This window comes from uncultured Marixanthomonas sp. (genome assembly GCF_963974425.1).
Classification (GTDB): Bacteria; Bacteroidota; Bacteroidia; order Flavobacteriales; family Flavobacteriaceae; genus Marixanthomonas.
The window spans coordinates 1-17,216 of record NZ_CAXBCK010000008.1 but is presented as its reverse complement, the minus strand read 5'-3'; the positions used below and the strand labels follow the sequence as shown (position 1 = coordinate 17,216).

General features: G+C 36.9%; 7 protein-coding genes, 1 tRNA gene and 1 pseudogene. 7 read left to right on the top strand and 2 right to left on the bottom strand.

Going from position 1 to position 17,216, the window contains the following annotated elements; translation table 11 throughout:
• Positions 1-5: 5 nt before the first annotated feature.
• Entirely contained in the window at positions 6-3,476 is a 3,471-nt protein-coding gene (locus tag AACZ92_RS03355) for a hypothetical protein (RefSeq protein WP_339697126.1), read from the bottom strand.
• Between the two features lie 279 nt (positions 3,477-3,755).
• Between AACZ92_RS03355 and AACZ92_RS03350 the strand changes: the two genes are divergently transcribed.
• From AACZ92_RS03350 to AACZ92_RS03335, 4 genes are all read left to right on the top strand, one after another.
• Positions 3,756-3,837 (top strand) — tRNA-Leu (locus AACZ92_RS03350).
• Positions 3,838-4,480: 643 nt separating this feature from the next.
• Entirely contained in the window at positions 4,481-5,005 is a 525-nt protein-coding gene (locus AACZ92_RS03345) for a T9SS type A sorting domain-containing protein (RefSeq protein WP_339697124.1), read from the top strand.
• A gap of 6 nt (positions 5,006-5,011) precedes the next feature.
• Complete coding sequence (locus AACZ92_RS03340) at positions 5,012-6,244, top strand: hypothetical protein (RefSeq protein ID WP_339697122.1); 1,233 nt, start codon at positions 5,012-5,014, stop codon at positions 6,242-6,244.
• Between the two features lie 212 nt (positions 6,245-6,456).
• Entirely contained in the window at positions 6,457-7,857 is a 1,401-nt protein-coding gene (locus AACZ92_RS03335; protein ID WP_339697120.1) for a TlpA disulfide reductase family protein, read from the top strand.
• 255 nt (positions 7,858-8,112) lie between these two features.
• Here the strand turns inward: AACZ92_RS03335 and AACZ92_RS03330 are convergent, their stop codons facing one another.
• A complete protein-coding gene (locus AACZ92_RS03330) occupies positions 8,113-11,232 on the bottom strand; it encodes a tetratricopeptide repeat protein (protein ID WP_339697118.1) in 3,120 nt (1,039 codons plus the stop codon).
• A gap of 644 nt (positions 11,233-11,876) precedes the next feature.
• Between AACZ92_RS03330 and AACZ92_RS03325 the strand changes: the two genes are divergently transcribed.
• The 3 genes and pseudogenes from AACZ92_RS03325 to AACZ92_RS03315 form a co-directional block, all read left to right on the top strand.
• Positions 11,877-13,031 (top strand): AraC family transcriptional regulator, encoded by a 1,155-nt coding sequence (locus AACZ92_RS03325; protein ID WP_339697116.1) that lies wholly within the window; start codon positions 11,877-11,879, stop codon positions 13,029-13,031.
• Between the two features lie 270 nt (positions 13,032-13,301).
• Entirely contained in the window at positions 13,302-16,265 is a 2,964-nt protein-coding gene (locus AACZ92_RS03320; protein ID WP_339697114.1) for a BspA family leucine-rich repeat surface protein, read from the top strand.
• 272 nt (positions 16,266-16,537) lie between these two features.
• A pseudogene (locus AACZ92_RS03315) lies at positions 16,538-17,216 on the top strand (hypothetical protein); the annotation flags it as partial.

Below are 17,216 nucleotides of genomic sequence, written 5' to 3'. Positions count from 1 at the left end.
ATGCTTTAAAAATAAGCTCGTAATTGTACACTACCCGTGTGGACTGTTTTTGACGCTTCACTCTTTCTGCCAAAATACGATAGATTAGCATCTAAGTATTTTGTTATTCTTTTCTGAAATAATACTTGCCAAGTAAAATTAGTGCCCGGCTGCAATCCTTCAAGCATTTGGTAAGCCACTGGCGAAAAGGCACTGCCTGAAAAATCGTTGGTAATATAATTTAACTCACCACTCATCGAAATTTTTTCAGCATTACTGTATGCAAACGAAACCCCTAATTTTTGCTGATTCAATTGTTCCATTTCCCCTAAGGTATTGTCTTTGTTAGCAAACTGATAAAACACATCAAACCGGGTCTGTCGGTCCAGTAAATAAGAAATTTTAGGTTCAAACTCGTACGTATCTAATTGAAAGTTTCGCCCAGAAAAATTTTCCGAAGTACTTTCATTATTCCCTAAAGCACCTTTGAGGTTTAACAGCCAACTTTCCCATACTTTATGGTTAAATTTTAATTGATGACTCTGTAATGTGTTTTTCTGAAGCCCTACCGAAAGTAAATTGTCACTGGAAGAAGAAATATACGTGTAACTTGTTGTGTATCGTTGTTTCCCACGGTTAAAAAATAACGCGTTCCTAAAGTTGAGGTTTAACCCTAATTGTTTGTCGCCTCCATCTTCAAAAGGGTTTATGTTAAACCCATCATTATCTCGCCGGACCTTTCGGTCAATTACATAAGATGTTTGGTTGTAAAACTTGGAGAGTATATTAAAAAATCCTTCTTTGTTAGACCATTGTTGTGGATTTAAAGTAACAATCTGGCTGAATTTATTCTGTCTAATTTTAATAAAAACCTGGTTGGGCAATAATACCCGAACATATTCCGCCTGATCTTGAAACTGTGCTACTTCAAACTCTTCAAGCTCTTGAACTCCATTATCATTATAATCAATCCAAGTATAAACCCCTTGGCCGGGATCCACTTTTACGTAAGTGAATTCTTGTTGCGGTACCACCCCGTTGTTGGATTCCAACGTGGTATTAAGCCGGATTCCATTGTCAAATAAGGATTGGTTGTAGATAATACGAGAATTTAAAGATTTCTCAAGGCTTTCTTCTCTTGAAATAATAGGGCTTATCACTTCACTTAAGCCTGTGCTATCTTCATTTTGTAATGCTTCCCGTTTTAGAACCCGATAATTAGCAAATACCGAAAGTTGTGTGTTTTCATTATTAATTAATTTCGACTTCAAAAAGTAAGTGTTCGAGCTGTTTACTTTCTCAAGCGTTGCATTGTGAATACTATCGTTAATTTGATGCCGATAGCCTGCTTCTACAAAAACATTCGTGCTATCACCAATACCTGCAAACGCCTCATACGACTGAAATTTTTGGCTTACGGGTGTTAATTCATCATCTTGTAGGGTTCGCACTTGATTATCTTCATACGCTATTTTACCGCCCACCCAACTTTTATTGAAGGAATAGGTTGTGGTGTTTGCTAAGCGTATAAATTTACTTTCCAATGAATCGCTTTTACTGTTTAGCAAGCTTGCATTGGTTCGAGTTCGTAATTTTTTTATTTTAATTGCTGAGGTAATCACGTGTCGCACCCCACTAAAGTTTTCAGAAAAATCTAAATTTTGAAACTCATAACTTCCACCACCAATTTCAGGATGTGAAAAATCTACTCCAGACGTTATAAAGCGTTGATCCCCCATGGGGTTTATCAAGTTCCAATCCCTATTAAATTCAATGTTATAAAGTCGTTCAATGGTTCTGAAATTTTTGTTGATAAAATCTACCGTACCATACCCGTTTACTTGCAGAGTATCCTGCGTATTCAAAATTTGTTGTCTGGCGGTTAAACGCCCTGCAAACCCATCGTTATTGCCGTCGTCAATGTTAGAAAATAAGTTAAGGTCGTTTTGACTCCCAGCTACTTCAAAACCAATGTCTGTTTTTTCCGAAGGGCGATACCGACCATTCAAGCCACCAATTTGTAATTTTGTGGGTGCGTTTAATTGTATAATGGGCTCGTAATTTCCTTGTGGCAGTCCGTTTATAGGAGCGACATATTCAAAAATACGACTGATGGCACTTTGGTCACTTACTACATAATTGCCTTGGTTATTGCCTACCAACGTAAACCGAACGCTAAACAATTCATCTTCTGGATCATTGGAAAAAACAAATACTTCTTGACCACCGACAACTTCTTTCTTATATAAAATTTTGTTTTCTGAATAGGAATCTGGAATAGCTGAAGGAGCAATCATTTTATCCATGTCATCGCCAGCTGTCCCTAAAATAGCTACTTGCTCTTCTGATAGGTTTTGCTGCAACGGTTGATTTTTGGCATCATTTTCCGAATAGATATACGTGCCAATATCCAATTTCTCACTACTGTAGTTTCCACCACCATAACCAATAAATCGAGTGTAACTACGATCGGAATATTGATATTCAACCGTAATACGCATATTCGCGGTAATGGGGTAGGTTGGATTAAATTTTATTTCCCCAGCGTTATAATCGATTACATAGTCATTGTTTTCTCCTCTTTGTAACATCAGGCCGTTAACATACACCCGCTCACTGCCCGAAACGATCAAGATAAACAGTTCGCCATTGGGTCCCACCAATTTATAAGGTCCTTGGTTGCCTTCCTGCCCGGTAAATTCACTTCGCTGAAATACTCCTCGAACAATTGCACCACTAGCAAAAGCTGAGGTTTTGGCTCCGTTTTCGTGTTCAAAAATACCGCCAAGAGCAATTCCCTGAACTTTTTTAGTAAAACGGCCAAAATAACTATTGTTGTTTTCAAGATCTACATCTCCTGCTCTTATTTTCCAATTATCGCTGTAGAGTTCAATAAAAATCTGATCAAATTCATCTAAACTTTGCGAATAACCACCTTCTTGTGTAGGTATGTTGGCGTCTTGTATTGATGCTCTAATAGAAACCTTATCACTTAGTTTTCCTGTAATCTGAAGGTCTAGTTGAGAATTTAAAACTGCGTTTTGATTGTTCCCAATGGTAATGCCTCGCGAAATACTTCCCACGGTATTTAAACCGTCGAAAGGAGTAAAAGTGTTATCGGCAGTGCTTTCTTCTAAGGAATATAATTTTTCGATGGCACCGGTATTTTCAACAATTAAATTTTTGTCAAACGTATAATAATCACGAGTTAAAAAAAGAGGATAACGGAGGTATTCAATGGTAATGGAGTCTTGAGGTTTTTTAATTTCTTCAGAAAAAATAACAGTCCCTTTTTCATAATCCACGGTATAGGAAAGGGAATCGATAACTGCTCCTGTATCGTCCGTAACCCGAAACCGAGAGGGGTTGATGCTGAAACTGTCCACCACAACGGTATCGGTAATCACTGTTTTTTTTGTTCGGTAATTGGATAGCGTATCCTGCGCAAAGCCAACTGCGGCTATTAAAAATGCTAAAATAAACAGGTACACTTTCATATTATTTTACTCTGGAGGCAGGAATCCCTTTACCTATACAACTTAACACAATGGTTTTTATTTTGTGGTTTTTTTAAGAAAAACTTTCAAAGGAGATTTGGAAAGTTTTTTGCAGGGTAGTAATAGGTTTAATTTATTTCTTTAATAAGAAGCAAACCGAATACATAGATAGTAAGTATTAGAAGTTTTAAATACTAAAATAAAGAAAGGAGGAGTCAACTTTTTTACTGAAGAACACTGCTTGAATTTAAAAAAATTGTATTTTTGCCGTCCCTATTTGCCTTGGTGGCGGAATTGGTAGACGCGCTGGATTCAAAATCCAGTGTCTAACGACGTGCGGGTTCGATTCCCGCCCAAGGTACAAAGGCCTTCAGCAATTTTGTTGAAGGCTTTTTTGTTTCTAGGTACAACATAGGTACAACATTTTGGTTTTATATTTAATTCATTTTCTTTGATGTAATTTGATAACAAGTCATATTAGTATGCTATTTGCCAAGCCTTGTTATTTATAACCACTCAGTTCAGTGCTGTAAAGGCATTTTGTAAAGTGTTGATTCCCTATCTAATTTTATTTTTTCAGTATGTAAAACCCCTTTACTATACCGGAACGGGAGACATTTCATTTTTGAGCCGAAACAGTTAATAATAAGCTCCTTTCAAATATTATTTTGTAATGTCTACTATTTCTTGATTTCCAAAATAAGCCTTTCGAACCACTTCCATCCCATCACTACTAAGCAAAAAAGTAATAAGGTGGGGAGTACGAGAAGTTATGGACAAGGAGCATTTTTCACAGGTGGATTGCCAAAGGATTTTTTTTATTTCTGCATAGGAATATACTTTATAAAACTTTATACTTCCTTACTCTTTTTACCAGAAACAATGGGTTTGGATTATACAAGACAGGTTTTGGACGATATGCGATAGCTTTGTTGAAGATGTTTTATTTGTTTTACACCAGTATTTCGCTTGAATTAATTTTTAACAGTAAAACCAAAACAAAAATGAAACACAAACACAACTTAAAAAGTAAAAGGTTAAAAACAAAACTATTGGGAGAGGTACTCTTCTTGGCGTTTGCCTTTTCACTTTCCACTTTATCGGCACAACAGGCAATTATTGTTACAGGTGGTGATGTCTCGGGCAGTGGGGGCACTGTTGCATACAGTATTGGACAAATAGACTATACGACCAACACAAGTGATTCGGGAACAATAAGCCAAGGTGTGCAGCAGGCTTTTGAAATCTACACATTGGATGTTAAAGATCCTGAGTTGAATATTTCACTTTCGGTTTTCCCAAACCCAACAACGAATAATTTGACCTTACAAATACAAAATTACAAAGAGGAAGGCTTGGCATATCAACTTTATGACCTGCAAGGCAAAATGGTTAAAACCGGGGCCATTTCAGGTGCCGAAACGCATATTTCCTTGGGTAATTTATCCTCGGCTACTTATTTTCTTAAAGTAGTAGAAGAAAACAATCCATCAGCTTACAAACAATCATTTAAAATCATTAAAAACTAAAAAATAATGAAACCAGAAATTCACGAACACCAAAACACAAGTATTATGAGCAAAAAAATATTTATAATTTGTGCAGTCCTGTTTATGACTGCAAGTGTGCTTTTTCCACAACAAGCAAATGCACAGACACCAGAAAAAATGAGTTATCAAGCTGTTGTCAGGGATGATTCAAATAATTTGGTCACATCTACTCAGGTGGGGATGCAATTTTCTATATTGCAAGGTTCGGAAACCGGTACAGCCGTTTATGTAGAAACGCAAACACCAACGACTAATGATAATGGATTGGCAACGGTAGAAATAGGGGACGGAACCGTTGAAGAAGGGGACTTTACCACAATTGACTGGGAAGATGGCCCTTTTTTCATCAAAACCGAAACGGATCCTGAAGGAGGCACAAACTATACAATCTCAGGAACAAGCCAGTTGTTGAGTACGCCTTATGCTCTACATGCTAAAACTGCCGAAACAATAAGCGGAGAGATTATCGAAACCGACCCAAGTGTGCCAGATGGCAATCAAATTGGCGAAATACAATATTGGGATGGTTCAGAATGGGTAACATTACCCCCTGAAGATGACGGTGCTGTTTTAACACTTGTTAGCGGTATTCCGTCCTGGGAAGAAGCTGGTGGAGGCGGTGTCCCTAGCGTAATCAACCCAGACACCGGTGAAGAATGGATGGACAGGAACCTTGGAGCGTCACAGGTTGCTACTGCAATTGATGATGCTGATTCCTTTGGCGGTTTGTACCAATGGGGGCGTGGAGCTGACGGGCACGGAAGCAGAACATCTGGCATTAGTTCAACATTAAGCGATAGTGATGACCCGGGCCATGGGGATTTTATTACAGCCACCTGCTCCCCTTTAGACTGGCGCAGTCCACAAAATGATGATCTGTGGCAAGGTGTGAATGGTACCAACAACCCGTGCCCAAGCGGTTACCGCGTGCCTACCGCAACGGAATGGGAAGCAGAATTCTTAAGCTGGGATACTCAAGACGCAGCTGGGGCTTTCGCCTCACCACTTAAATTGACTAAGGGGGGGCATCGCATCTTCGCAAATGGTGTTATCAGCTTATTTCCCGGATATGGTGGCTATGGCACCTATTGGACAAGTACTGTTAGCGGTACCGGTGCAAACAACGTTGGCTTCAAGACTGACCCTGGGTCTCAAGAAGTGGGTATATACACTAACTTCCGGGCATACGGTTACTCTGTGCGTTGCATAAAGGACTGATATTTTGCTTTTTCTAACCCGTGCATATTAAGGCAAACAAGTTTAGTTAATATTATACCTTGAGTTTGTCGAAGGGTTAGGACTTAAATTCCCTGTCCATTTATCCAGTTGAATATCAACAGGGTATTCAACTGGATAAATGGACAGGGAGTTTTTAATACTTATTGTACGAAAGGGTTTTTATATATTTAGAGAAAACAGTAAAAAAAAAGATGAGAAAATCATGCATTATTCTTTTACTATTGAATATTTGTGTTTTTGCATATTCACAAAACACCATAACAGGTACATTTTCAGGACTTACCAATCAACAGGTAAAACTAGTTGGGTTTACCGGTTTTGATACGTACACCATTGACAGCGTAGAAACTAATGAAAAAGGGGCGTTTAACTTATCATACAGAAAACAAGATATTGGCATGGGCTATCTTTTGGCAGAAGACGGGAATTCCTTTGTTGTAATACTGGAAGACAATGAAAATATAGAACTCGAAGGCAAATCACCAGCTTTTCCCAAATCAATAGTGATTTTAAACGGTAAGCAAAATCGATTTTTTGATCAATATGCTTCTGAGCATTCCCAAAGGGAACAAACCCTAAGTGCCTGGGGTTACCTTGAAAAAATTTACAAAAGTGACACTCTTTTCTCTGTTCAAAAAAGACCAAAAAAAGCCATAGAAAAAGAAAAACAACGCATTAAAGCCGAAGACAGTTTGTTTTTGGCAAATTTACCGGAAGGTTCTTATGCAAGTTGGTACTTGCCTGTTCGTAAGCTAATAAGTTCTGTTTCTACCATAGCACAATACAGACCGGAAGAAATCCCGCCTACAATAGATGCATTTAGGAAATTGGATTATACCGATAATCGACTTTATAAGAGCGGTTTGTTGAAAGAAACTATCGAAAGTCATTTTTGGTTGATTGAAAACAGTGGACGTTCGTTGGATTCAGTTTATATCGACATGAGCAAATCTATTGATATTTTGACCGAAAATCTTTTAACAGATGAACAGAAATTAAATGAAATATCAGAATACCTATTTAAACTGCTGGAAAAACGCAGCTTGTTCAAAGCATCGGAATATTTGGCCGTAACATTATTAAATGAAATATCATGCACCATACATGATGATTTTGCCGCTCAATTGGAAAGTTATCGTGCGATGAAAATAGGGAAAACGGCACCGGATATTGCATTTAATGACGCTGTTTTTGCGCCGGGTCACGAACCCGATAATATCCCGAAGCGCTTATCAGATATAAAAAATGATTTCGTCGTAGTGATTTTTGGAGCAAGTTGGTGTCCTGCCTGTCCATCTGAACTTGCTCAAATAGCTAGAGTATATAACAAATGGAAGTCTCAAAATGTTGAAGTTGTTTTTGTTTCACTTGACGAAAAAAAAGAACTTTTCGAAAAATTTGTAGCTCCTTTTCCGTTCATTAGCATATGCGATTATCAAAAATGGGAAAGCCCACCGGTAAAAGAATACCACGTATTTGCCACCCCCACAATTTATTTGTTGGACAACAAACGGGAAATTTTACTTCGCCCAAAGTCAGTAAATCAAATGGATTCTTGGGTGGATTGGCATTTGGTAAAAGGCAATAAATAAACTTGCATGATAATATAACTAGGAAAAACATTACAAAGACATATTAAGATTTTTTTATTTTTTTCATACAGTTAATTTAGTTAATATTAGGGGGTGTTCATAACAACACCTCCTTTTTTAAAAAAGGTATATATAAAATGAAACACAACTAAAAAAATAAAATGAAGTACAAGAAAAGTATCCACTAGCTTAAAAACGTATTTTAAACTCCAAACTTTAAATTTCTTCTACCCAAAAACAACATAGAGCCTTTTGCTATAACGAAGCCATATAGGCTTTGGGACTCATACCAAACTCTTTGGCAAAGCACTGAGAAAAATGGCTGTGTGTATTAAAACCACAGTTAAAAGCCACCTCTGAAATTCTTGCACCCGGCTGTTTTAAAAGTTCAGCGGCAACATCCAACCGTACTTTGCGCACAAAAACGGTTGCTGAATAGTTGGTTACGGCTTTTAATTTTCGATAGAGACCAGTACGGCTCATTCCAACGTGTTGGCATAGGTCGTCAACATCCAATTTGCTATTGCTAATATTTGCTTTTATGTATTGTATCAATTTTTCCACCACCTCATCTTTTTCGTCTGCAAGGGTGTGTTGAGGTATTTGATTTTTCTTTTTATATGCTTCCCAAGATTTTTCGCGTAATTGCAAAATACTGTTGAGGAGTGCAATCAACTCGGTTTCGTAAAAAGGCTTTGTAAGATAGCTTACCGCTCCAGACTTAAAACCGATTTCCCTATCTATACGCTCCGATTTTGAACTGAGCAAAATGATTGGGATATGGTTGGTTGCCGGGTTGTTTTTAAGTTTATGGATAAATTCTATCCCGTCCATACGAGGCATCATCACATCACTGATGATAATATCCGGAATTTGATCAGCAGCGGCTTGTAAACCTTCAACCCCATCAGAAGCTTGTATGACCTTATACGTTTTGTCCAAGGATTTTAAAATAATTCTTCTAATTTCAGGATGGTCATCTACAATGAGAACCAATGGTTGGTCTTGCTTTTTAGAAGGTGTTTTTGGGGACGTATTTACGCTTATTTTTTTTGTATCGGCTTTAGTCTCTAAGGATATTGCCTCTAATGCTTCTTTTGAACTGACTTCTACGGGCAATACGATCGTAAAAGTGCTACCGGCTGCGGGTTCACTTTTTACGCTAATGATGCCGCCACTTATATCCACAAATTCTTTTACCAAAGACAGCCCAATACCGGTTCCTACAGAAGCTTTATTTTGATTGTCACTATAAAACCGTTTAAATATTTGTTGTTGTTGTTGTTTGGTCATACCCGAACCTGTATCGCTTACCGAAAGCACCATTTCCTCGCTTTGTTCCGTTTTGAGCTCAAGGGCAACGGTAATAGTTCCTTTTTTTGGTGTAAATTTTAGTGCATTGCTGATAAGGTTATACACAATTGTTTCTAATAGGCGCGGATCAAAATAAGCAAAATCAGTTTCTGAATGAAGTCTTTGTTGAAGGGTAACTTCTTTTTCATCGGATAAAGCGGTAAAAGCATCCACTATTTTCTTTACCAACAGAGAAGGATTTCCCCATGATTTTTCTAGACGGAGCATATCATTGTCCATTTTGCTGAGATCTAACATTTGATTGACCAACTGCATCATGTGACCGGCTTGATTTTGGACAGTCTGTATTTGTTTTTTCTCACGATCGGTATAGTTTTTTTTGTGAAGTAGTTTCTCTAAAGGGTTAACAATAAGCGTAAGTGGGGTTCTAAATTCGTGAGTAATGTTGGTATAAAATTGGGTTTTCAGCTTTTCCAATTCCTTTACTTTTCTTGCCTCACTACGTTGCTTACTGATTTTTTTGTTGGCGTAGAACACTACAATGAAAAGTATTATCAAAGCCGTGGCTCCAATGTATGTGTTTACTTTAAAATTTTTACGCCTCCGTTGTTCCCGTACAATTTTTTCTTGTGCTGCCCGCTCTTGGTTGGCTAAGGCTTCTTTTTTTTCATATTCATATTCAAATTCCCTTTGCATAAGCAGTTGCTTATTTTCTTGGTTGTTTATACTGTCGCGTGTTTTATAGTAAGTTTCATTCATTTGTAAAGCCTCACGATAGCGATGCTGTGACTTATAAATTTCATAGAGTATGTTTGACACATCGCGCGTGGTCTCCACAGAGATTATTTCGTTAGTTAGGTCAAATGCTTTTTCGCCGTGTTCAAGAGCTTCGGTGAACTGTCCTAATTCAAAATAAACCTCCGCCAAAACAACTTGAGTTGAAGCAATTTCATTTTTTAGTTGTTTGGTGGTAGCTTCGTCCAAAGATTTCGTGAGGAAGTTTATTGCTTCTTGATAATTTTTATTCGATAAATGAACTTTCCCGATATATCTTAAAACAGGCGAGACAATAGCTTTGTCACCAATTTTTTTTCCAATTTTTAAACTTTGGCTAAAGTGGTCAAGTGCGCTGGCATTATTGTCTATGGAGAGCGCATTAAGGCCTAAGGTTTTGTGGGCTAAAGAAATCCCTCGTTGATCGCCCATTTCTTTCGATAGTTTTAGGCTTTTGTTCATGTATTTTGCAGCTTTTTCAAAATTTCCTTGGATCTCATGAAGGTAACCCATGTTATTATAAGTAACAGCCATTCCTTTTTTGTTGCCTAAATTTTCGTGGATTACCATACTTTTTAAAATAAAATTTAAAGCTTTGGAATAATTCCCTAGGTCACTATAAGCTTTGCCAATATTGTTGTAAAGTATGGCCAAACTTCTTTGACCGGGGATTATTTCTTCATAAATCTCCCTAGTTTGCTCTAAGGTTTCAATATACTTTTTAAAATCTCCTAAGTATTTGTAGAGAATAGCTCGGTTATTTAAGCTCTTAGCAATACCTTTGGGGTCTCCTATTTTTTTCATGTATTTCAAGCTTTCGGTATTATAGTCAAACGCCTGTTCTAAATCCCCTTGGATGTAGGTCATAACACCCAAGCTGTTTAAGGAATTTGCAATACCCTCAAAATGTTCAAGTTTCCGATCCATTTTTAAACTTTTATTTAAATAAGTAATGGCGGTAGGGATATCTCCTTTTAAATACTTACAGATTCCCTGGGTGTTGATGGCGTTGCTCACTGAAGTTGCATTACCAGTTTTTTCGGCAAATTTTATCTGGAGTTTACATAGCTGGAAGGCTCTGTCAGGATTGGAGTATAAAACATCTTCTTTAATATAGGTTTTAATAGCTTGCAAACGGAGTGAATCGCTCAAAGATTCATTTTCCCAAGCAAAGAACAACGAATCCTTTTTGGATTGTGATTGGGCTTTGGTAGGATTTACTAAGCAGATGGAAAACAAAAAAATTAAAAGAGAAACTATGTGTTGACGTTTATATACAATTTTCATTTGGGGGCTATTTTCTACTAAAAAATACAATTTACTAATTTTTAAGTAGTTTAAAAAAGGAGGATATCTTGCTTCAAATGAGTAGCCAATATTAATAATTTTTCACCTTTAACTGTTAACATCAACTTCGAAACCACATCATGGAAGTCACTTTTTACTTTGTTATTTTTAGTGTTTTTTTATCATTTTCACACCAAGTTTAGTTTCTTTTTTTTATACTGATCCGGAAATAACTGACAGTGGCTTTTAACAAATTAATTATAAGCCTTAAAGTTTTGAGAAGTGTATAACTCGCCTTCGTCAGTTTGGTCATAGTTAACAATTATGGAGGGTTTTCCCCGGATAGAAAGTTAACTAATAAATAGGAAACTAAATATGGTATTTCAAAAATCAACCATGTTTAGCTAAAACTTCTAAGTTGTAAAATTACTATCAATAATTTCCGTTCTCTAAAATCATTTCCTATCAAATAATATTATGTTGTTTAAATTATTAAATACTCAGCTTGCAGGAAATTTTAACATTTCTTTTCTTTGTGATTCATATAATATTTAAAAAATTCTCCCATATATGAAGCCAAAACTTTACCTTCTTGCAAAACAGAATAACTTTCTTTATATATTATCACTTATAGAAGAAGCGTTTTGATCAATATTTTATTAATAGCATCCATTTTTGGTTTCGTTTTATCTACTTTATTGTTTTTAAAAAAAACAACCAATACAAATGCGACATTTTTTTTAGGAAGTTTTTATTTTATACTATCTATATATGCCTTGCAAACCTATATTGTAGATGGAGGAAATCTGGATAAAACGAGGTGGTTTTTTATATGGCCCCTTATCCCTTATAATGCAATTTGTATTCCTATCTATTATTATTTTCAAGCTATCTTTAAGGATAAAATCCAATGGAAAAAGCGACAAATACTTTTATTTGTGCCTTTGCTTTTGTCCTTCATTGATGTAGGTTATATTTATCTTTACCCAGATACAGTATATACCCCCATTTTAAATGATGCCATAGTAAACCCAGAAGATAGGCTAGAGGTAAACTATTTATTGCTTCATTTAGATCAACACGTGTTTATTCGGCATGTATGGCATTTGGGAGTGCTCTTAATAATACTGCCTCAGTTGTTGAATTTTCTTAAGCTTGGGAAAGAGGATCGATTAAAGGGAATACTTAATAAATGGCTTAGATTGTTTTGGGGCGTTCTTTTTATTTTTGCAATTTCGGCTATTTTATATGTCCTTGAAAAGATGGGGGTTATTAGTATATTCAATAATTTTCAGCACGGGGAATTAGTGAGCTTAACGTTGTATTTAACATTTTTATCCATTGGGGTTCTTCCTGTTTATTTTCCAAGTATCTTACAAGGATATCCTCGGGTAATAAAAGTTGCATCTCTTTCTCAAAAAGAGCGCGATAATGAAGTATCGGAATTAAAATTTGGTTTACAAGAAGAAGAGATCACCACAAAGCTTGAGTTGCTCAACCAGAAGAAGTTATATTTAGAGCAAGATTTTAACCTTACCAAATGCGCTCAGGAAATGGAGATGCCCGCCCATCACATCTCTTATTTCCTTAAAAGCTATTATGGGATGAGTTTTTCTTCCTATAAAAATAACTTGCGGATGGAGGATGCTAAAAAATTGATTGAAGAAGGTTATCTGAAAAATAATACTATTGAAGCCTTGGCCGGAGAGTGCGGATTTGCCACGAGAACTTCTTTTAGTAAAACTTTTAAAAATGAAACGGAGCTAAGCCCCAGTCAATATGCGTTGGACATCAAATAAGCCACAACCCCTCCCCTAAAACACCTTTATTTACTTTAAATCTTGTATAACAGATAGTTATATGCGTGTCCAAATTAAATTTGGACACCAACACCCTTGTATTTTAACCCGAAAAAACTTCATTTTAACGTTAATTTGCCTTAATTAAAAGTTAATACTTGTTAAAATAATCAAAAAATGAGGTTGATGTTAAAAGTACGAATGGAGTTCCTATTATTCCCCAACATGGAGTTAGAAACATTTTTTCGCAAATGTTACAAATTACCTAATATGAAACAGACTTATGTAAGTACTCTTATTTTTTTTAGTTTATTGTTGGCGCATACACAAAGTTGGGCGGCATCTAAGTTGCCACCAGATCCCACTGCTTTTATGACTACCTGGGATACCGACAATGTTAATTCGACTACATCTTCATCTACTTCCATTAGTATACCCACTTTTGGAACAGGTTATAACTATGATGTAGATTGGGATAGTGACGGGGTTTATGACGACTTTGGGGTAACAGGGTCCATAACCCATGATTATGGCGTTGTAGGCACCTATACCGTTTCCATTCGGGGTGACTTTCCTAGAATCTATTTTAATGATGAGGGAGATAAGGGTAAGATAACATCGATAGATCAATGGGGGGATATTGCATGGACCAGCATGGAAAATGCTTTTTATGGATGTGATAATTTACAACTAAACGCTACGGATGTACCAGATCTAACCAATGTCCAGAATATGGCGCATATGTTTGATTCAGCAACTTCCTTTAACGGGAATATTTCCAATTGGGATGTAAGCCAAGTAACAGACATGAGTTTTATGTTTAATGAGGCTAATTCCTTTAATCAAGATATCGGTGGCTGGGATGTAAGCAATGTTATCAATATGGAAGCGATGTTCAGGTACACCTACTCATTTAATCAGAATATTGGTTCTTGGGATGTGAGTAGTGTAACCTCAATGGCGTCAATGTTTTTTGGAGAATCTTCGTTTAACGAAGCTATTGGACTGTGGAATGTAAGTCAAGTGACAGACATGAGTTTTATGTTTAATAGAGCATTTTCTTTTAATCAGGATATCGGGGGTTGGAATGTGAGCAATGTGACGAATATGGAAGGGATGTTCGGGGGTAATTTCAGTGCGACACACTTATTTGATCAGGATATTGGTTCTTGGGATGTAAGCAGTGTAACCAATATGAGCCAGATGTTTAGTTATGCATCTTCTTTTAACCAAGATATTGGTACTTGGAATGTAAGCAGTGTAACCAATATGCATTCGATGTTCTATCAGACACCATCATTTAATCAGGATATTGGAACCTGGGATGTAAGCAGTGTGACCAATATGGCCGCCATGTTTAGTTTAGCTCAATCATTTAATCAAGATATTGGTGCTTGGGATGTAACTCAGGTAACAAATATGGGTTATATGTTTAATGAGGCTACAGTATTCAATCAAGATCTTAATAATTGGAATGTCGCGAATGTGAATGCAATGGAAAATATGTTTAGAGATGCTACCGCGTTTAATGGGAATATTTCCAATTGGGATGTTGGTCAGGTGACAGATATGAACCTTATGTTTTATAAAGCATTGGCATTTAATCAAGATCTTGGTAATTGGAATGTAAGCAACTTATCTTCAGCTGCTTATATGCTTTTTAACAGTGGTCTTTCTCAAAGTAATTATGACAGCCTTTTAATGGGTTGGGCTAGCTTAGATGCTGGAGAAACAGCCATTCCTAGTAATGTAGTAGATTTTAGTGCCGGAAGCACTACCTATTGTGCTGGAAAGGCAGCCCGGCAAGATTTAATAGCTACGTATAATTGGACCATTACAGATGGTGGTGTGGACTGTGCGCCTTTCATTACTACATGGAAAACCGATAATCCCGGTACATCTTCTTCAACTTCCATTACTATACCAACTATAGGCACAGGATATAATTATGATATTGATTGGGATAGTGACGGGACTTATGATGATATCGGGGTGACGGGGGACATTACTCATGATTATAGCGTTGCGGGTACCTATACTGTTTCTGTCAGGGGTTTTTTTCCTCAGATTGCTTTTTGGGGAGAAGGAGATAAGGAAAAAATAATATCCATAGAGCAATGGGGGGATATTGCATGGACAAGTATGCGAAAGGCTTTTGAAGGGTGTAGTAATTTACAAGGCAACGCCATAGATGTTCCGGATCTCAGCAATGTTTTTAATATGGAAAGTATGTTCTGGAATGCATCTTCCTTTAATCAGGATATTGGAGGTTGGGATGTGAGCAATGTCACCAATATGGGAAAAATGTTCTATGGTGCATCTTCGTTTAACGGTGATATTTCTAGTTGGGATGTGAGCAGTGTAATCAATATGAATAACATGTTTCAAGAAGCATCTTCTTTTAACCAAGATATCGGTGGCTGGGAGGTAAGTAATGTTAGCAATATGAGGTCTATGTTCAAAGATGCATCTTCGTTTAACGGTGATATTTCCAGTTGGGATGTGAGTAGTGTAACCGCTATGACCTCCATGTTTACAAGAGCATCTTCGTTTAATCAAGATATTGGTGCTTGGGATGTAAGTCAAGTGACAGACATGACTGGTATGTTTTTTTCAGCTACAGCGTTTAACCAGGATCTTAATAACTGGAATGTTGTTAATGTAAATAGTATGTGGAATATGTTTTTACAAGCTACTACGTTTAACGGAAATATTTCAGATTGGGATGTAAGTCAAGTGACAGACATGACTACTATGTTTTATTCAGCTACTTCGTTTAATGGTGATATTTCCAGTTGGGATGTAAGCAATGTAACCGATATGAGTGCGATGTTTTATTCAGCTACTTCGTTTAACGGTGATATTTCCAGTTGGGATGTAAGCAATTTGACAGACGCGGGTTTTATGTTTTATAATGCGCTGGTATTTGATCAAGACCTTGGTGATTGGAATGTGAGTAGTTTTTATACAGCTAGTGGCATGTTTAATAATAGCAACCTATCACAAAGTAATTATGATAATATTTTAATAGGTTGGGTTAGCTTAGATGCTGGAGAAGCAGCCATTCCTAATGGTGTAGATTTCGGTGTGGGAAGCACCACCTATTGTGAAGGAGCGGCAGCCCGGCAAGATTTAATGGCTACGTATAATTGGACCATTACCGATGGGGGTGAGAATTGTCCTCCATCTCCGGCTGTAATTACGAATCCTATGATTTATCAAAAGGTCCAATAGAAACCTTAGGTTATAATTAGCTAAACACCATAAAAAAAACTGTTTATTCAGATTAACTATGTACACCTTTTAAAAATATAAACTAATCTTTTCTTTTATCTCTCCTTGTTTACAAGACCATATTCTATTTGAAGATTTTTCTATGTGAAAAAAGAGAGATTTGAGAGCCCATATTTACTTAACTAATATACTGCTGAGGTAATAGAATCAAAAGCCAAGGCAATCAAATTAAAAAACAATAAAAAATGAAAAAAATTCTTTTTGCTTTAGTAGTGACTGCTTTTGCATACACCAGTAGTGCACAAGTAGGTATTGGGACCGATATGCCCAATACATCTAGCCAATTGGAAATTGTTGCAAGTGACAAAGGAATTCTAATTCCAAAGGTTGCTCTTACGGGGCTTATGGATAAAACCACAATCAGGAATGGTAATGTGGAAAGTCTTCTAGTGTTTAATGTAACGGAGTCGGAAGTATTGTCTCCTGGTTATTATTATTGGTTAAACGAAAAATGGAATAAAGTTCTTGTAAGTGATGACCAAAGCAACAATCCAATAACAACAATTACAAATAATGGAGATGGTACTTATACCTATACTAATGAAGAAGGGACAGAGTATCTATTGGATATTCCTGCAAATGAAACTTTAACCAGTCTTACTCTAAACGCAGATAACACACATATTGTGTACACAGATGAGGACGGGGTGGTTACGCAGCTGAATTTATCGGCACTTGTTGCGAACCTGGAAACGGTGACCAGTTTGGTTGAGAACACCGACGGAACTTTCACGTACACCGATGAGAACGGTGATGACACGATTTTGGACGTGACCAACCTGGAGACCTTGACCAGTCTTGCCCTGAACGCGGACGACACGAACATCGACTACACCGATGAGGACGGGGTGGTTACGCAGCTGAATTTATCGGCACTTGTTGCGAACCTGG

Bases quoted from the DNA above. Each gene is read 5' to 3' on its own strand.
- AACZ92_RS03330 (WP_339697118.1), bottom strand. From the start codon at position 11,232: ATGAAAATTGTATATAAACGTCAACACATAGTTTCTCTTTTAATTTTT.
- AACZ92_RS03335 (WP_339697120.1), top strand. From the start codon at position 6,457: ATGAGAAAATCATGCATTATTCTTTTACTATTGAATATTTGTGTTTTT.
- AACZ92_RS03345 (WP_339697124.1), top strand. From the start codon at position 4,481: ATGAAACACAAACACAACTTAAAAAGTAAAAGGTTAAAAACAAAACTA.
- AACZ92_RS03340 (WP_339697122.1), top strand. From the start codon at position 5,012: ATGAAACCAGAAATTCACGAACACCAAAACACAAGTATTATGAGCAAA.
- AACZ92_RS03355 (WP_339697126.1), bottom strand. From the start codon at position 3,476: ATGAAAGTGTACCTGTTTATTTTAGCATTTTTAATAGCCGCAGTTGGC.
- AACZ92_RS03320 (WP_339697114.1), top strand. From the start codon at position 13,302: ATGAAACAGACTTATGTAAGTACTCTTATTTTTTTTAGTTTATTGTTG.